A 16,797-nucleotide genomic window follows, 5' to 3' on the forward strand; every position below is an offset into this window, starting at 1 on the left:
CCCGGCGGGCAGTCGGGCGGCGCGGCGTCATCCGATGCCCCCGGCCAGGGCCTCGGCGCGCAGCGCGGCCGCGTAGGCCAGCCGGGCGGCGGCCTCGTCCGATTCGGCGTCCGACCCGGCGTCGGCGTTGGCGCCCGAGTCGGCGCCCGGCCGGCCCGGTGCCGGGCGCGCGGCGGCCGCCAGGGCCTCGGCGACGGTGCGGATGCTGCCCAGCTCGCCGCGTACACCCCGGCCCAGCTGCTCCACCCGGTCCGCGCAGCGGGCCTGGGAACGGCAGTGAAAGCCCAGCTCACAGGTGGAGAGGCAGTCCGGACTGTACGCGGCGGGGACGTGCCCGACCGCCTCCGCCAGCTCCTCGGCCGGCCTGGTCGGCAGGCCCGCCTGGTCGGGCGCCAGGTCGAACGTCGTCCCCGGCGGCAGCTCGGACAGCAGCTGGTCGATCCCGGTCATCCGGGTCAGCTGGCGCCGGGTGGTGGCCAGCTCCCGGCGGATGTCGACGGCGACGGCGGTCGGCCGGTTGCTGAAGTCCTTCGGGCAGACCAGCAGCACGCTGAGTTCCGGGCTGCCCGGGAAGTCCGGCGTCGCGTACGGGTCCGGGTCGACGACGGCGCCGGCCAGCGCGGCGGCGGTCTCCTGGAGCGCCAGCACGTAGACGGCGGACTGCCGGGCGGCCGCGCCGACCTTGGCGGGATCGGCGCCGCCGTCCAGCACCGGGAAGGACTTGATCTCGACCACCGTGCACCGCCCGCCGTGCACCACCACGGCGTCCGGTTCCAGGTAGGCCGGGCCACCGGCCACCGTCAGCCGCAGCAGCGGGTGGTCCAGCAGCGTCCAGGCGGATCGGTCGGCCGCGGCCTCGGCCAGTACGGCGGCCGTCCGCTCGGCGCGGACGGCCGGGCCCGAGCGGCGCAGCAGATCCGGCACCGCGATCGGGGCGGCGCCGTCGGCGGGCAGTCCGAGGTGGCGGCGCAGCGGCTCCAGCAGGGCCGCGTAGTCGTCGTCCTTCAGGCGGGCCTCGAAGACGTTGCCGCGCGCGATGGCGAACGGCGACTGGCCGAACGGCGCCGGATTGCCCAGCTGCCTGGCGAGGGCGGTCTTGTCGACCCCGGCGGCGTCGAGCACGGCGCGGCGGCGGCACCCGGGATTCGCGGCGAGCGCGGCGAGGGCACGGGCGTTCAGGCTGCGCTGCGGCGCCGGGCCGCGCAGCTCGGCGAGGCGCTGGGTGAGCGGCTCGGGGTGCCCGATGTGCGAGACGTTCATGGTGCGGCCAAGTGTTGCACCCGGGTCCGACAATCCGGTGCGCCGGTGCGCCGGTGCCGCGGGGTGTCCCGGGTCAGCGCGGGCCCCGGCGGCCCGTGGGCGGGCGGGGCCGCCGTGGGGTGGGAGATCATGGAGACCGGTGCTCAATGGCGAGACCGACCGTTGCCGCCGCCCCTGCCGCGAGGAGTTTCCCATGCCCGCCCGAATCGTGCTCGTCCGCCACGGCGAGACCGAATGGTCGGCCACCGGCCGGCACACCGGCCGTACCGACATCCCGCTCACCGAGGAGGGCCGCGCGATGGCGAGCGCGCTCGGCGCCCGCCTGGCCAAGGCCCCCTGGAACGGCTTGCCGGACGCGATCGTCCTCACCAGCCCGCTCTCCCGCGCCGAGGAGACCTGCGAGCTGGCCGGCTTCGGCGGGCGGGCCGTCGAGCGGCCCGAGCTGATGGAGTGGGACTACGGCCGGTACGAGGGCCGTACCGGCCACGACATCCGCCAGAGCGATCACCCGGGCTGGCTGATCTGGCGGGACGGCGTACCCGGCGGCGAGCGGCTCCTTGACGTCGCGGCCCGGGTGGACACGCTGATCGGGGAGCTTCACTCCGCCCACGGCGTCCCGCACCCCGACACCACCACCATGCACGAGGCCGACCGCGACGTGGTGCTCTTCGCCCACGGCCACCTGCTGCGCATCTTCGCGGCCCGCTGGCTCGGCCAGCCACCCGAGTTCGCCCAGCGCCTCAAGCTGGGGACGGCCGCACTCAGCGTGCTCTCCTGGGAGTACGGCCTGCCCGCGATCGAGGTCTGGAACGACGTCAGCCACCTGGAGGAGCTGGCGAAGTAGCGCCGCACGCCGAAGGCGACTGCGCCCTGACCGGTGGTCAGGGCGCAGCGTGTCGCGGGCCCTCGTGTCGCGGCCTCCGGCCGGTCAGGCGGCGACCACGAGGTCGTAGGACGCCAGGAACGCCCCGACCTCGGGCACGGCGGTATGCCCGCGCAGCCGGTTCGCGGTGACCGCCAGCATCCCCTTGATCCGGGCGGAGCGGACCTCGCCGAGCAAGGTGACCGCCGCCGAGCCGTACCCGGCCGCACCGCTCAGGTCACCCCGGCCGAGCCGGTCGTGGGCCAGCTCGGCGGTGTAGAGCGCGCGGTTGCGCACGAAGTGCGGCTGCTGGAGCGCTATGGCGCGGTGGGCCTGCTCGGTGGCGCGGTCCCAGTCGCCGAGCGCGGACCAGCACTGCGACTCCAGGCCGGCGATCTCCGCCTCCCCGTAGAAGGACATCCACTCCGGGTCGGACTCCGACTCGCCCCGGTCGAACAGCGTGTATGCCCGGGACAGCGCCCGTTCGCAGGCTGCCTGGTCCTTCAGCACCGCCCAGCCGCCGGCCTCGCGCATCGCGAGCAGCGACAGCAGCCGGTCGGAGTCCAGCCGCCGGGCGGCGCTCTGCCCGGCCTGTGCGGCGCGCAGTGCCTCACGGGGGCGGCCGGAGTCGCGGGCCAGGAAGGCGCTGTTGCAGAAGACATGGGCCTCCAGCGCGGCGTCGTTGGCCATCCGGGCGGTGGCCAGCGCCTCGGAGTAGAACGAGCGGGCGTCCGCGAGCCGGTTGGAGTCGTGCGCCAGCCAGCCGACCGAGATGGCCAGTTCGCCGGCCCCGGCCTGGAGCCGGCGCTCGGTGGCCTCGTTGTACTCGCCGTCGTTCAGCAGCACGTACGCGCTGCGCAGGGACTGCCCGGCCAGCTCGAAGAGCGCGTCGGCGCCGTGCGCGTCGTCCAGCAGCCGGATGTCCCGGATGGCCTGCTCGACGCTGCGCACCTCGGCGGCGCCGACCTTGCGGGGCGGCGGCGCGCCGGTCCCGGCCCGGCCCGGTACGGCCGCCGGCAACAGGCCGGGCGGCAGCTCGCCCCCGGGTGGTGGCACGGCGAAGGGCCGGGCGGTGAGCGGCTGGGTGATGGGCGGTTGGCCCGGGGCCTCGGCGTGGGCCGGCGGGTCCAGGCCGATCAGGGTCGCCAGGGCGGTCGAACCGCCGCTCAGGAACGTACGGCGACGCACGTCGTCGTTCTCCTCGTCGGGATGATGCGAATCGTAGGGCCACCAGGGCACCACCGGTACCGGTATCGGCACCGCCTGCGGCACTGGAACGGGCTGCGTCCGGCCGACCGGGCGTTCGGCCGCGGAATCGGCCGGCCGGCGGCGGCGGACGGCCGTGCGGGGTGCGAAGCCGAGATCCTCCAGGGAGCGGTCCGGCCACATGTGCCGGAAGACCCGCTCGTAGGCGTAGTTGGGGCAGCGGATCTCGCCCGCCTCGACCCGCCCGACGTAGCGCGCGTCGCAGGACACGTGCTCCCCGATCTCGCGGGCGGCACGGCGGACGGCGGTGGCGAACTCGCCGGGTGAGCGGTCGCCGCGCAGCTCGCGCATCGCGGTGTTGGGCGACGGTCGGTCCGGCCCGGCCGGGATCGTGGCTGCCATGCTGCACTCCGTGGTCGTGCTGGGGTACTTGGTGGTGCGCGGGGCCTTCGGTGCTTGCGGGGGCGGGGTGGGGCGGGGTGCCGTGGGCCGGGGTGGGCCACGGACTTGGCTCGGCTGGGCTCGGTGGAGCTCGGCCGAGCTCGGCGGAGCGGGTGGACCGTCGAGGACAGTTGCGTACGGGCTGCTACGTCTGGCTACGGTGGTGCCCCCCCCCGACGGGTCCGGAGTGGGCCCGGTGGGGCCCGAGTGGGCCCGGTGGGGCCCGAGTGGGCCCGGTGGGGCCCGAGTGGGTCCGGAGCAGTCCCGGGGCGTTGCTCCGACAGTACCGGGAGTAATCACCCGACCACGGCAAGTTCTAGGAGTATGTAGGGTCAATTCGGTTGATATCGGATCCCGTTGCCGAGTTCTGCCATGAAATGCCATGCCTTGCTGTAAGCCGCCCCGTGGCCTACGGCACTCCCGCCGCGTTGTCCTGTTACGTGGAAGCCCGGTCGCCTGCCGGTCCGCCGCCGTGCAGGGCGGCCACCCCCACCACCCCTCGGGCGGCCCCGCTTCCGATCTGACGAGGTGACAGGAGGGCCCCAAGATGGCCACCGGAGTGCCGCAGTACCGTCGCCCGGCCGGCGGAGGAGTGCTCCCGGGTGTCGCACCTGCCCTGCTGCCCGAGTGCCCCGAGGACCGGCCCGTCCGCGCGGGCGGCGCGGCGGCGGTCCGCCGCCCCGGCCCGCTGGACCAGCCGATGGCGGTCGCCGCCTTCGACACCGTGACGGTCTCCGTGCGGCACGGCCTGGAGGCTGTCGACATCCTGCGGCTGCGCCGGGCCTGCGGGGCCGTTCTGCAGAGCCGGAGCGGCAGCACCGTCTCGTTCCTCGTCCCACCCGGTACGGCGGACGGCTGGCACCTGCCCGGCAGCTCCTGTACGACAGGCGCGGTGCTACTGCCCACCAGCGACCCGCGCTGGGTGATGCCCCCCTCGGCGTCGGGGGCCGCCGCCCGGCCCACCGACCCCTGGGTCCTGCGCTCCGCCCTCTGCGAGGCCGCCTGCACACTGACCGCAGGCGGTCTCGGCCCGTTCTGAGGCTCTGCCTCGCGCGCCTCGCGCCTGCCCCGCGCCCTGCCCGCGACGGGGCCAGCGCACCGCCCACGCACCGCCCTTGCCTGCCCCACCCCCGCTGAGCTGCGGGCTCCGCCGGGCCGGCGGCGATAATGGCGGGCATGGGACGCAGCAGCAGGGCCGGCCGGAGCCGCACGACGGGGGACTTCGAACCGTCGGCCGACACCGCCGGCCGCACACACGCGCAGGGCCCGCTCAGCCGGCCCGTCGACTCGGGTCTCGCCGAACTCGTCCCCGACCGGGACCGTGCACGGGCCTGGTCGCTGTTGATCGACGGCGCCCCCCAGTCCATGGTCGACCTCTCCGACCCCACGTACCTCGGCTTCGAGTACCAGCGCCGCCTCGGCCACCTGATCGACCTGGCCGCCCCGCCCGGCAGGCCGCTCACCGTGCTGCACCTCGGCGGCGGCGCGCTCACCCTGGCCCGCTACGTCGCCGCGACCCGGCCCCGCTCGCGCCAGCAGGTCGCCGAGATCGACACCGCGCTCACCGAACTCGTCCGCGCCGAACTCCCGCTGGAGCGCGGCTGGCAGGTGAAGGTCCGCGGGGCAGACGCCAGGGCGGTGCTGGAGCGGGCACCCGAGGGCGCCGTCGACCTCGTGATCGCCGACGTCTTCTCCGGCGCCAGAGTGCCCGGCCACTGCGCCACCGTGGAGTTCGCCACCCTGGCCGCCCGGGCCCTCGCCCCCGGCGGGTGGTACGCCGCCAACATCGCGGACGGCGCGGCCCTGCCGTTCGCGCGGGCCCAGGTGGCCACGCTGGCCGCGGTGTTCCCAGAACTCTGCCTGGTGGCGGACCCGGCGGTGCTGCGCGGCAAGCGCTTCGGCAACCTGATCCTGGCCGGCGCCCACACCCCGCTCCCGATCGCGGAACTCACCCGCCGGGTGGCCGGCGACGCGGCCCTCGGCCGGGTCGAACACGGCCGCCCGCTGGCCGACTTCACCGCCGGCGCCGCCCCGGCCACGGACGAGACGGCGGCTCCCTCCCCGGCACCCCCGCCGGGCGTGTTCCGCTAGCGCACGTCCGACGCCTCGCTGGGAGGTACCCATGCCGCCAGCCGTCGGGGGAGCGGCGCAGCGCACGACGCGGCGCACCGTCCGACGCGCACCGGTGGACAGCCGCCGGATACCGCCTGCTGACGGTCTCCGGCGCTGAAGGGGCCGCGGTGCCTCAGTGCCCCTTCGGCAGGCCGCGGTGCTTGTACATGGCCGCGGCGGTGAGCAGCATGCCCGCCGCGATGGGGGCGAGCACCGCGGTGGCCGTGCCGGTGGTGTCCGGCGGCGCCGAGACGGTGGTGGTGGCCGCTGCGGCCAGCGCAGTCAGCGCGAGGTCGTCCTCAAGGATCTGCTCGGCCGACTGCAGCCGTCGCTCGGCCCCGCCGGTGGCCGGCCGGGCGGTGCCGGGCGCGGCGGTGCTGCTGCCCGGGGCGGGCGGCGGCGAGTTGAGAGGGCTGCCGTCGGTGGGGGCATCGGCGCCGACGGCCGACGGGACGGCTCCGGCCTCCGTGCGGGTGCCGGTTCCGGAGCCGGCACCGGGGGCCGAGGTCGACGCGGGTGCCGCTTTCTGCTCCGGGCTCGGTACGGCGTCCCGCGGCGACCGTGGGTCCGACGTGTGCGGTTGGGTGGGTACGGCGGGCAGCAGTACGGAGGCGATCGAGAAGGCGTCGGGGACGGCCGTCGCCTGGCCGGGCAGCGGCAGCCCACCCGCCCTGATCCGCTCCTGGAGCACCTGGTTGACCGGAGCCGTGCTGCCCTTCAGAGCGGGTACGGCGCCGGTGAGGTTGCCGACCAGCCCGGGGGACTCGGTCTGGCCCGGAGTCCGTTCCGTGCCCTGCCCTGTGCTCCGGTCGGTGGCCATCGGATCGCCGACGGGGGCGGTGGACCGACCGGAGATCTGGGCGCCGGTGCGATGGTCGGCCTGGTCGCTGTGCTGGCCCCCGCCACCGGCGCCTGTCCCGCCGACTTCCGTCCCGGCGGGGCCCTGCTCCGCAGCCCGGCTGACGGCCCTGCTGACCGCTCCGCCGGTCGGGCCGATCGAGGCCGCGTACGAGCTGGTCACGCCGATGCCCAGCGTCCATACCTGGGCGAGCACCGCCCCGCCCGCCGCGATGACGCGGGGGTTGGGCAGCCACCCGCCACCCCGACGGTCGCCGTCACGCCGGGTCGGGCCCGGCGCCTGGTGGTCGCTCGCGTAATTGGCTCGCACGTGAGGGCAGAACGATCGGACGGGGTGTTAGGTCACGATTTCGACCTCTGTCTCCATCACGGACAGTCATCGCGGTCCGGGTCGGGCGCCTGCCGCACCGGCCCACCGCGCCTGATCACCTCGGCGTACCAACGGGCGCTTGCTTTCGGGGTCCTGGCCAGGGTGGCGTAGTCGACGTGCACGGCCCCGAAGCGCTTGCCGTATCCGTATGCCCACTCGAAGTTGTCCAGCAGCGACCACAGGTAGTAGCCACGTACGTCGGCGCCCGCCGCGATGGCGTCGGCCACGGCCTCCAGGTGCCCGTGCAGGTAGGCGATCCGGGCGGGGTCGTCGACGAAGCCGTCCGGGCCGACGACGTCGTCGAAGGCGGCGCCGTTCTCGGTGACCAGCAGCGGCAGGCCCGGGTGGGCGCGGTGCAGGCGGAGCAGCAGGTCGGTGAGGCCGCCGGGGTCGATCGGCCAGTCCATGGCGGTGCGTTCACCGGGGGCGGGCAGGAAGACGACGTCCTCGGCGCCGGGCCAGGGAGAGTGCGCACCCGCCCCGTGACCGTCGTGGCGCGCGACGCCGTCGGCGTTGCCGGGCGTCGAGACCACGGTCGGGGTGTAGTAGTTGACGCCCAGCAGGTCGATGGGGCGGGAGATCTGCGCCAGGTCGCCCGGGTGCAGCAGGGTGTCCCAGTCGACCAGGTGAGCGGTGTCGGCGAGCAGGCTCTCCGGGTACTCGCCGCCGAGGATGGGGCCGGTGAAGATCCGGTTCCCGACCGCGTCGATCCGCCGGGCGGCGGCGAGGTCGGCCGGGTCGGCGCTGAACGGCCGGATCTGGTGGAGGTTGAGCGAGATCAGTACGCGGGCGGCGGGCGGCAGGACGGCCCGCAGCGCGCCGGTGGCGAGGCCGTGGGCGAGGTTGAGGTGGTGGGCGGCGCTCAGCGCCTCGCCCGGGTCGGTGCGACCGGGCGCGTGCACGCCGGACCCGTAGCCCAGGAATGCGCTGCACCAGGGCTCGTTGAGGGTGGTCCAGCTGGTGACGCGGTCCCCGAGGGCCTCGGCGGTGAGGGCCGCGTAGTCCGCGAACCGGCCGGCGGTGTCGCGGGCCGGCCAGCCGCCGCGGTCCTCCAACTCCTGCGGGAGGTCCCAGTGGTAGAGGGTGGCGAGCGGGGTGATCCCGTGGCTCAGCAACTCATCGGTCAGCGCGCGGTAGAAGTCGAGGCCGCGCTCGGTCGCAGGCCCGCGCCCGGTGGGCTGGATCCGTGGCCAGGAGATCGAGAACCGGTACGAGGTCAGCCCCAGGTCCGCCATCAGCCGGACGTCCTCGCGGAAGCGGTGGTAGTGGTCGACCGCCGTGTCACCGGTGTCCCCGCCGGCGACCCTCCCCGGCGTGTGGCTGAAGGTGTCCCAGATGGACGGCCCCCGCCCGCCTTCGGTGACCGCGCCCTCGACCTGGTACGCGGCGGTCGCGGCGCCCCAGGCGAAGCCCGGCGGAAAGGCGGGGCGGGCGGGGGTGGTCTCGGGCGTGGGCGCGGTCGTGGCCGGGGTGCGGGTGTGGGGAGGGGTGTGGGGAGGAACAGGCGGCATGCGGTGCGCTCCCGGGGTGTCGTGGCCGCGCGGGTGGTGGGGGACGCGCGGTGGTGCGGACTACCGATCCGTACCCCGGAGATCGGTCTCCTCACCGTGCCGGGAGCGGCGTGATCCGGACACGGGCCGGTGAATGCGCCCGGGGCCCCTGAACCGTGTTCAGGGCCCCCGGGGCGTGCGGCTCGTGGCGGCGGTGGGTCAGGAGTTGGGGCGGAGTGTCCAGATGACGGTCATGACGCCGGTGACCGCGCCGTCCGCGCGGGTGATCTCGACGGTGACGGGGAACTCCGGGCGCTCGCCCTTGTCCAGCTCGGCCACGATGTCGGCGGCCGGGCGGCCCAGGGTGGCGGTGGCGGTGACCACGCCCATCGCCAGCTTCTTGTACGCGATCTCGGCGCTCACGGCGAGCGGAACGGCGCGCGAGAGCTGGTCGCCGAAGGCGGCCAGGACGATGCAGCCGCTCGCGGACTCGGCGAGGGTGAACATCGCGCCGGCGTGCGGCCCGCCGACGTGGTTGTGGTACTCGGGCTGGTCCGGCAGCTGGAGGACGGCGCGCTCGGGCGAGGTCTCCAGGTACTCGAGCTTCAGGGTGCGCGCCATCGGCACGGTCGAGTCGAGCAGCTGGCCGATCGAAGGTGTGGTCATGCGGTCATGTTACTAGCCGGTAGCTTCTTGGGGCAGCTCTGGCGGCAGGGAGATTTCGCCGGCCGGTCCCGTCCTGACACCGGCCGCTCGGCCATGGCCTGTGGCGCTCGTCACAGTGCTGCTTCGGGAGTCGGTCGAAGTGCCGGTCGCGTCGGTCGTGGTGGGCTCCGGCCGGTCCCGGGCTGCTCCGGGGGCTGCGGTGTGGCCGAACGCCAAAAACGCCTGAGGGCCTGATCTCCAGAAGAGATCAGGCCCTCAGGCTCTGGGGTGAGTGACGGGACTCGAACCCGCGGCCACCTGGACCACAACCAGGTGCTCTACCAACTGAGCTACACCCACCATCTGTCCGGGGCGTTCCCGCTCCGACAGGAAGAACTCTACAGGATCCGAGAGGGTGCTCGCGCCAGGGTTACCGTCGGCCCGACGGTGCTGCCGACCAGGCCCGCGGCCGCGGCGCCGGACGGCGAGCGGACGCAGCGCGGAGGGCACGTGAGGGGCACGCGGACGGTGCGCCCACGGCGGCCGCGCCCCCGCGCGACGGCTCAGGAGCCGGGCAGCTGGTACTTCGCGGCGATGGCGCGGGAGGTGTCGGTGTCCGGGCCGGGCTGGTCGACGAACACGGCCTCGCGGTAGTACCGCAGTTCGGCGATGCTCTCGCGGATGTCCGCCAGCGCCCGATGGCTCCCGCCCTTCTGCGGGCTGTTGTAGTACGCCCGGGGGTACCAGCGGCGGGCCAACTCCTTGATCGAGGAGACGTCCACGATCCGGTAGTGGAGGTGCTTCTCCAGCGTCGGCATGTCCCGGGCGAGGAAGCCGCGGTCGGTGGCGACCGAGTTCCCGCACAGCGGGGTCCTGCCCGCCTCGGGCGCGTGCTCGCGGACGTAGGCCAGGACGAGCGCCTCGGCCTCCGCCAGGGTCACCCCGTGCTCCAGCTCGTCGAGCAGGCCGGAGGAGGTGTGCATGGTGCGCACCACCTCGGGCATGTTCTCCACCGCCTCGGCGGGTGGGCGGATGATGACGTCCACGCCCTCGCCGAGGATGTTGAGCTCGGAGTCCGTCACGAGTGCCGCGACCTCGACCAGGGCGTCCCGGCCGAGGTCGAGCCCCGTCATTTCACAGTCGATCCATACCAAACGGTCATTCACGTCACTCACCCTACGGCGCGATCGCGCGCTGCGGGCACCGGCAGGCCCGCACGGGAGCCCGAGGCCCGGGACTTCTGGTCCGCGGGCTGCCCGGTCGACGTGTGGTCGGCCGCTCCGTGCCCGGTTGTTCCGTGCCCGGTCGTCCCGGGCGCGGGTGCGCCCTGTCCGGAGGCCGGGTGACCGGCGCTCGCGTGGTCGGACAGGGCGCGGTCCTGGGCGCGGTCCTTGGCGGCGAGCCGCTCGGCCGTACCACGGGCGTTGCCGATCCCGCCACCGTTGACGGTACCGGCGGACCCGCCTCCGGTACCGTCCGGGCCGGGAGCCGCCGCGCTGCGACGGTCCTGCCCCTGGCCCCGGGCGCCGGGCTGTGGGAGCCCGTCCTCGGCAGCCGCGTGCTCGACCGTACGAGGCGGCCGGCCGGCCGCCGGACCGCCCTGCGCCGGGACGAGCGGCCTGGCCGCCGACCCCTTGCCGGACCCGCCGTGACCACCGTGCACCGGGTACTGCTGATGCGGCTGGCGCGGGTGCTGCTGACCCTGCCCCGGCTGGACGGGCACGGGCTGGAGCGCGTGGTGCGAGGTGTGCGCCGGCTGGCCTCCCGGCAGTTGGGCCGGCACCGACGCCGGGTGGGCGCCGCCGCCGGACACGTTCTGCCCTGGCTGGCCCGGGAAGTGCGTGGCACCCGGGCCGGACAACCGCTCGGCCAGCCGCTCGGAGGGGTGGCCCGACGTCGAGGCGGTCGTCGGCTGCTGCCCGGGCCGCCGGGACCGGTAGGTGGTCCGGTACGCGGCCGGGGAGACCCCCAACTGGCGGCGGAAGTGCCCGCGGAGCGCCACCGGCGACCGGAAGCCGCAGCGGCGCGCGACATCGTCCACCGACAGCTCGGAGGTCTCCAGCAGCCGCTGGGCCTGGAGCACCCGCTGGGTGATCAGCCACTGGAGCGGCGCGCTGCCGGTGAGCGTGCGGAACCGGCGGTCGAAGGTGCGCCGGCTCATGTAGGCGCGAGCCGCCAGAACCTCGACGTCGAACTGCTGGTTGAGGTTCTCCAGGGCCCAGGTGACCACCTCGGCCAGCGGGTCGTTGCCGATCTCCTCCGGTAAAGACTGGTCGATGTACTGTGCCTGCCCGCCGCCGCTGCGCCGGCTCGGCACCACGAGCCGGCGGGCGAGCGCGTTGGCCGCCTCGGCGCCGTGATCGCTGCGCACCACGTGCAGACAGAGGTCGATCCCGGCGGCGGTGCCCGCCGAGGTGAGCACGTCGCCGTCGTCGACGAAGAGTTCGCGCGGGTCGACGTGGACCCGGGGGTAGCGCTTGGCGAGCGTCGGCGCGTACATCCAGTGCGTCGTCGCGGGCCGGCCGTCCAGCAGACCGGCGGCGGCCAGGACGAACGCGCCGGTGCAGAGGCCGATGATCCGGGCGCCCTCGTGGTGGGCCTTGCGCAGGGCGGCGATGGCCTCCACCGGCGGTGGCTGGGAGATCGAACGCCAGGCGGGGACCACGATGGTGCCCGCCCGGGCCAGTGCCTCCAGGCCGTACGGGGCGGTGAGGGTCAGCCCGCCGGTGGTCGCGAGCGGGCCGTCCTCCCCGGCACACACCAGCAGGCGGTAGCGGGGTACCCCGGCGTCCTGCCGGTCGACGCCGAAGACCGAGAGCGGGATGGAGCTCTCGAAGATCGGCGCGCCGCCGAAGATCAGCACGGCGACCGTCTCGCGGCGGCGCCGGCCGGAGAGCTTGCGCGGGGCCACGGCGAGCGCCGGCGTCGACGTGCCGCCGGCGGGGCCGCCGCCGTTGGGCGAACCGGCCGGGAGGCCGCCGGGCTGGCCGATGCCCTGGCCCAGGGCCTGAGCGATGCCTTGGCCGATGGCCTGCCCGTTGGCCGGACTGCCGGACTGCGAACCGCCGCCGGGCGCGGTCGGGCTGACGGCAAGTCCGGCGATGTGTGCGGCCGACGCGATGCCGAACTGCCCGGCCTGCTGGCTGCCGTACCCCATCGGGTACCCCTGGAGCTGGTTCTGGCCGTGCCCTTGACCCTGGGCGGCGGTGGCCGCCGAGGTGTGCGACGGGTGCGACGGGTGCGGCGCGAGGGCAGGGGAGGACCCGTGGGTCGGGCGGCTGACGGGCCGTCCGCCGAGGTCGGAGCCGTCGAAGGCAGCAGCGCTCGCCGAGGTATCGGTGTTTCTCGAGGCCTGACCCGTGAGACCGGCCACGGCCTGGCCGCTGTCAGGACCCGCGTCGCTCCTGCTCACCCTGCTCAAGGCGCTCAAGCCCCCTCGGTGGTGTGGTGTGGTGGTGCGGCACTGCTGGCCAAGATCGAATCTACTGGTTGGACCGTCACCGTTGTGACAAGTTCACCATCCGACGCTATGTCGACATGGCAATTTGGCGTGATGCATTCGATCACGAAGCGTGGCACCCGTCGACCCTTCTGGGAAGGGGGCGGGTGGCACGGTGGCTGGTTGTCGCACGGCCGGTCCGTGACGCTCCCACCCCGGTGGACCCGGCCGGCAGGTCTGGGCTGCGGCTTTGCCCAAGGAGAGAGGACCCGCACGAGATTGACCGAAAATAGGCGGTGCGCACGAGGGGCGCACGGGACAGAGGTGTGCGCCCGTATGACCCCGCCTGGGCAGCCCTTGCGGGCCTCTGAGCGGCTGCCGGCACGCCCGGCTATCGTCCTGTCGTGGAGACCAACAGTCGGCTCGAACTGGCCAACGACAACGCAGCTGAATTCTGGTCCGCTCAGGCCCGGGCCCGCGGCTGGGAGCGGTTGCACCGGCCCGGCCTCACCGCCGTCCACTGTGCGCCGGGTGCGACCGACCCGCACCGGCTGATCGTCACCCGGCCGTACGGTGAGCCGGCCCCCCTGGAGGAGGAGCTGGCGGACCTGCTGCGCAGCTGGGGGACGACGCAGCTGTGCCTGGAAGACCCGTACACCCGCCTCGACCTTTCACGCTTCGGGTGTATTCACGGGCTGGACATGGCCGTCATGGTCCGCGAGCCCGGGCCGGTGGAGAGCGCCCCCCGGGTGGGCCGGCCAGGCGCCCCCGGCCAGGGCCGACCGATCGCCGACCTGACGATCCGGGAGGTGCCGTACGGGGACGCTGACGGCCTGGCGGACGTCGAACGGACGGTGGTCGAGGGATTCCCGGTGAAGGCCGAGCAGCCCTGGGTGCGCGGGGGAATGCTGCCGGAGAGCCTGCTGGCAGAGCCGGGGCTGCGGGTCTGGCTCGCGCAGAGCGGCGGTGCCAACGCCGGTGCCTGCCTGACGCACGACGACGGGCGGACGGTGGGGGTGTACTGGGTCGCCACGCTCCCCGAGCACCGCTCCAAGGGCGTGGCCCGCGCCGTCCTGGAGACGGCCCTGGCCGCCCACCCGGGCCGTTCCGCAACGCTGGTGTCGACTCTGCTCGGCGAGCCGCTCTATCGGAAGCTCGGCTTCGTCGAGCAGGGCGTGACGCGCTGGTGGGGCTACCCGGCCGCGCCCGAGGCGAGGTAGCCGGCGGAGCCCGGGCGTCGTCCGGGTGCGGCCTTCGGCAGACCGCTGAGGGCGGCGGGGGTGGGCACGCCCCGGCCGCTGCTCACCAGGTCCACCGTGGTGCGCGATCCGACGGCCGAGGCCGGTCCGGCGCTCCGCGGACGCGGCTGAGATGCCCCGGCGGCCGTGGTGCCTGCCGTGCTGCCCGCCGTACCCGCCGTACCGGGCAGGTTTCGGACAGGCGGCTCCTGGGTGTGAGCCGCGACGGCGGCTGAGGCGAGTTGGGGCCCGGCGGGCGCGTACGACGAGCCCGGGGCGGATGTCGCCATCTGCGCACCCGCGCGGGCGCCGCTGAGCGCTCCCACCTCCGCTGCCCGGGTATCGCTCGGGCCATCGGCCTGGCTCCTCACCCCGCCGCCGACCGGGGACACCATCGGGACCCCTGCCCGAGCCGCCGTTTGCGCCGCTGCACGCGGCGCTGGGCGAGCGTCCGGTCGTACCCCGGGTCGTGCGGCCGGTCGCGGGCTCCGGGCGTTGACCGCCGACAGGACCAGCCCGACCGCCTCGGGCAGCCCGCGAGTGCTCAGGGTCGGCCGGTAGCCGGGCTCGGACCACGGCCGGCCGTGGTGCAGCCAGACGCTGCGCAGTCCGGTCAGCTCGGCTCCGGCGATGTCGGCAGGGGCGTGGTCGCCGATCATCCAGGTGTGTGCGGCCCAGTCGCCGGTGGGGGCCACGCCGCAGCGCTGCGCGGCGATCTCGAAGATCAGCGGGTCCGGCTTGAGGCACCGCGCCTCCTCGGAGATCACCCAGCCGTCCACCAGGGGGGCGAGGCCGGTACGGCGGATCTTCTCCAACTGGGGCCGGGTGCCGCCGTTGCTGACGATGCCCAGCGTCCAGCCGGCGGCGCGGGCAGCCTGGAGCGCCTCGACGTGACCCGTGGGGCAGTGGATGTGGGAGTTGATGCCGCGTCGGTAGTGCGCGAGCAGGAAGTCGAGCGAGTGGTCGAGTCCGTAGCGACGGCGGACGGCGGACAGTACGGTGCTCCGCGGCACGTAGCCGCCACCGTCGATCGTGGTCAGCCAGTCGACTTCGCCGGCGGGCAGTCTGCGTTCGGCCAGGAAGTCCTGGGCCCAGGCTCGGAAGGCGGCGTCCCGGGGGAGCAGGGTGTTGTCGAGGTCGAACAGGAGCAGCGGCATGCCGAGCATGGTGCCAGCGCCGCTGGGTATGCACTTGGCAATTGCCAACTGACGTCGCGAACTGGTGCGAATTGGCTGAAATAGATATATAGCGGTGAGCGCGCGGTACCTGGGTGTGACGACGCCGGTGCCGTTGCGCCGGCCGCGCGGGCGAACCTCCACCGCGCGGGCGAACCTCCACCGCGCCGCCGCACCACCGGCAGTGCGAATCCGACAGTGCGACCGCGACCGTACGAATCCGGCGGCGCGTAGAGCCTCGGCAGGGCGGGCACTGCCGGCCGGTGCCGGAGTCGTCAGGTGGGGATTGGACAGCTTCGGCGCGCGACTGTGGCGTACACGCGACTCGGGCGTACAGGGGTAGCGGATGAGGGGTTGGGTGTCGCAGGCGCCACGGCTGTGGTGGCTCCGGGGACGGAGCGGGAGACGAGGTGGACGAAATAGGGGGTGTCTCCGTCGCTCGATGACAAACCGGTCACGGTGTGTGGCAGGCCAGTTGCGCCGTCGGGCCCGCTCCGTCAAGCTCCAGTGAACCTCTTGGACATGGGGGGCGTAATCCCCGCGCCGAGGGGCGCGTCGCGGTCGGAGTGCACCTCCTTCTTTCGCGGGAACGTCGCTGTTCCGGGGCTCCGCACTGGGCGGGGTCTCTCGCCCGTCGTACTCTGAAAGGAACAGGTCACATACGGTGGTGCTCGGCACAGACCGACTTCGTGCCGTGGGCGGGCCTGCTGCCTGGGCAGCGTTGTCCTTTCCTGTCGGCCCATCTCCCTCGAAGAGCCTTGAGCCATGGCTGGTTTTGAGTCCTCCCGACCAGAAGACGCGGACATCGCCGCGTCGACGGTCGGCGACCCCGACCTCGGGCCTTTCCGGGGCCGTAGACCGCCGCAGGCCGACGCCGGGGCCGATGGCAGGGACTCTGCGCGTGGTGGCTGGCCCAAGCCCCGCCAACGGCGCGAGGAGCATCGCGACGCCCCTGCGGAGCGAGCGGTGACGGGGCGCCCCGGGCCCGACCGTTCGCGACCGTCCCGAACGCCGGGAACGCCGGGAACGCCGGGTGAGCCGACGGCCCGGGAAGAAGCCGTGAGCCCCTGTGACCCGGCCTTCCAGCACGGTGTGGTGGTGGGATTCGACGGCTCGCTCTCCAGCGAGCGTGCGCTCGCCTACGCAGTGGGCATGGCCCGTCGCTCCCAGTGCGGTCTGGTGATCGTCCATGTGGCCAACCGGCTGCCGGCCACGGTCTGGGCGGGTTGCGAGCCCCCGGTCTTCGTCGATCTGCCGGACCACCGGACCGAGGTGCTCGGGCTGGAACTGGCCTGTGCGGACTTCCTCGCCGGGGTGCCCTGGATCCTGGTGGAGCGCGGCGGCGACATCTGCCATGAGATCGAGGAGGTCGGCAGGGAGTACGCCGCCGACGCCATCGTGGTCGGCAGTACGCACGGTCTGCTGGGCAAGATTTTCGGTTCGGTGTCGGGCCGGTTGGCCCGTCGCGCCAACCGGCCGGTGATCGTCATCCCTTGAGCCGGTGATCGTCGTGCCCGGGTTCCGACGGATGAGCGCACCTGGGCGCGCGGCCTGAACTAACCGCGCTGAGAAGCTGGTAGGGGACTCCGCTGCGGGTCGGGTGTACGGGTGGAGGTCCAGGAGCGGGCTGGGGGAGCCAGTTGGCCTCTTGGCCCTCTGAGCCCCCTGTCTCCTTGACCATCAAGGGTGGGCTCGGCGGCC

General features: G+C 74.2%; 12 protein-coding genes, 1 tRNA gene and 1 pseudogene. 5 read left to right on the forward strand and 9 right to left on the reverse strand.

Going from position 1 to position 16,797, the window contains the following annotated elements; all coding sequences use genetic code 11:
* Positions 1–27 precede the first annotated feature (27 nt).
* A complete protein-coding gene (locus ACIBH3_RS16690) occupies positions 28–1,260 on the reverse strand; it encodes a hypothetical protein (protein ID WP_396312689.1) in 1,233 nt (410 codons plus the stop codon).
* 193 nt (positions 1,261–1,453) lie between these two features.
* Here ACIBH3_RS16690 and ACIBH3_RS16695 point away from each other — a divergent pair, with 193 nt between their 5' ends.
* Positions 1,454–2,104, forward strand: a complete 651-nt coding sequence (locus ACIBH3_RS16695; RefSeq protein ID WP_396312690.1) for a histidine phosphatase family protein — start codon at positions 1,454–1,456, stop codon at positions 2,102–2,104.
* A gap of 84 nt (positions 2,105–2,188) precedes the next feature.
* Here ACIBH3_RS16695 and ACIBH3_RS16700 read toward each other — a convergent pair whose 3' ends face one another.
* Positions 2,189–3,730, reverse strand: coding sequence for a tetratricopeptide repeat protein (locus tag ACIBH3_RS16700; RefSeq protein ID WP_396312691.1), 1,542 nt, complete (start codon positions 3,728–3,730; stop codon positions 2,189–2,191).
* 586 nt (positions 3,731–4,316) lie between these two features.
* On the opposite strand from ACIBH3_RS16700, the gene ACIBH3_RS16705 reads away from it, so the two are divergent.
* Both ACIBH3_RS16705 and ACIBH3_RS16710 read left to right on the forward strand, forming a co-directional pair.
* Positions 4,317–4,808, forward strand: coding sequence for a hypothetical protein (locus tag ACIBH3_RS16705; RefSeq protein WP_396312692.1), 492 nt, complete (start codon positions 4,317–4,319; stop codon positions 4,806–4,808).
* A 128-nt stretch (positions 4,809–4,936) separates the two neighbouring features.
* A complete protein-coding gene (locus ACIBH3_RS16710; RefSeq protein WP_396312693.1) occupies positions 4,937–5,860 on the forward strand; it encodes a spermidine synthase in 924 nt (307 codons plus the stop codon).
* A 154-nt stretch (positions 5,861–6,014) separates the two neighbouring features.
* On the opposite strand, the gene ACIBH3_RS16715 is transcribed toward ACIBH3_RS16710, so the two are convergent.
* The 6 genes and pseudogenes from ACIBH3_RS16715 to ACIBH3_RS16740 all read right to left on the reverse strand — a co-directional run.
* On the reverse strand, positions 6,015–7,049 hold the full coding sequence (locus ACIBH3_RS16715; RefSeq protein ID WP_396312694.1) for a hypothetical protein: 1,035 nt from the start codon (positions 7,047–7,049) through the stop codon (positions 6,015–6,017).
* A gap of 56 nt (positions 7,050–7,105) precedes the next feature.
* On the reverse strand, positions 7,106–8,620 hold the full coding sequence (locus ACIBH3_RS16720) for a GH1 family beta-glucosidase (protein ID WP_396312695.1): 1,515 nt from the start codon (positions 8,618–8,620) through the stop codon (positions 7,106–7,108).
* A gap of 198 nt (positions 8,621–8,818) precedes the next feature.
* Positions 8,819–9,265: a DUF4442 domain-containing protein gene (locus tag ACIBH3_RS16725; protein ID WP_396312696.1), complete on the reverse strand. Its 447-nt coding sequence runs from the start codon at positions 9,263–9,265 to the stop codon at positions 8,819–8,821.
* 263 nt (positions 9,266–9,528) lie between these two features.
* Positions 9,529–9,604 (reverse strand) — tRNA-His (locus ACIBH3_RS16730).
* A gap of 203 nt (positions 9,605–9,807) precedes the next feature.
* The gene (gene orn, locus ACIBH3_RS16735) at positions 9,808–10,410 is read right to left on the reverse strand and encodes an oligoribonuclease (protein WP_396312697.1); all 603 of its coding nucleotides are present in this window, start codon (positions 10,408–10,410) and stop codon (positions 9,808–9,810) included.
* Positions 10,411–11,158: 748 nt separating this feature from the next.
* Positions 11,159–12,155: pseudogene (locus ACIBH3_RS16740) on the reverse strand (helix-turn-helix domain-containing protein); the annotation flags it as partial.
* Positions 12,156–13,087: 932 nt separating this feature from the next.
* On the opposite strand from ACIBH3_RS16740, the gene ACIBH3_RS16745 reads away from it, so the two are divergent.
* Positions 13,088–13,903 carry a GNAT family N-acetyltransferase gene (locus ACIBH3_RS16745; protein WP_396312698.1) on the forward strand — a complete coding sequence of 272 codons (816 nt, stop codon included), beginning with the start codon at positions 13,088–13,090 and terminating at the stop codon, positions 13,901–13,903.
* Here the strand turns inward: ACIBH3_RS16745 and ACIBH3_RS16750 are convergent.
* The gene (locus tag ACIBH3_RS16750; RefSeq protein ID WP_396312699.1) at positions 13,876–15,078 is read right to left on the reverse strand and encodes an HAD-IA family hydrolase; all 1,203 of its coding nucleotides are present in this window, start codon (positions 15,076–15,078) and stop codon (positions 13,876–13,878) included. The two genes, ACIBH3_RS16745 and ACIBH3_RS16750, sit on opposite strands and share 28 nt — an antisense overlap.
* 984 nt (positions 15,079–16,062) lie before the next feature.
* Here ACIBH3_RS16750 and ACIBH3_RS16755 point away from each other — a divergent pair.
* Complete coding sequence (locus ACIBH3_RS16755; RefSeq protein WP_396312700.1) at positions 16,063–16,593, forward strand: universal stress protein; 531 nt, start codon at positions 16,063–16,065, stop codon at positions 16,591–16,593.
* The last annotated feature ends 204 nt before the right edge of the window (positions 16,594–16,797 follow it).

Source organism: Kitasatospora sp. NPDC050543, from assembly GCF_044457565.1.
GTDB lineage: Bacteria > Actinomycetota > Actinomycetes > Streptomycetales > Streptomycetaceae > Kitasatospora.

Coding starts and splice junctions, on each gene's coding strand:
- ACIBH3_RS16690 (WP_396312689.1), bottom strand. CDS start 1,260: ATGAACGTCTCGCACATCGGGCACCCCGAGCCGCTCACCCAGCGCCTC.
- ACIBH3_RS16750 (WP_396312699.1), bottom strand. CDS start 15,078: ATGCCGCTGCTCCTGTTCGACCTCGACAACACCCTGCTCCCCCGGGAC.
- ACIBH3_RS16720 (WP_396312695.1), bottom strand. CDS start 8,620: ATGCCGCCTGTTCCTCCCCACACCCCTCCCCACACCCGCACCCCGGCC.
- ACIBH3_RS16705 (WP_396312692.1), top strand. CDS start 4,317: ATGGCCACCGGAGTGCCGCAGTACCGTCGCCCGGCCGGCGGAGGAGTG.
- ACIBH3_RS16725 (WP_396312696.1), bottom strand. CDS start 9,265: ATGACCACACCTTCGATCGGCCAGCTGCTCGACTCGACCGTGCCGATG.
- ACIBH3_RS16710 (WP_396312693.1), top strand. CDS start 4,937: ATGGCGGGCATGGGACGCAGCAGCAGGGCCGGCCGGAGCCGCACGACG.
- ACIBH3_RS16695 (WP_396312690.1), top strand. CDS start 1,454: ATGCCCGCCCGAATCGTGCTCGTCCGCCACGGCGAGACCGAATGGTCG.
- ACIBH3_RS16700 (WP_396312691.1), bottom strand. CDS start 3,730: ATGGCAGCCACGATCCCGGCCGGGCCGGACCGACCGTCGCCCAACACC.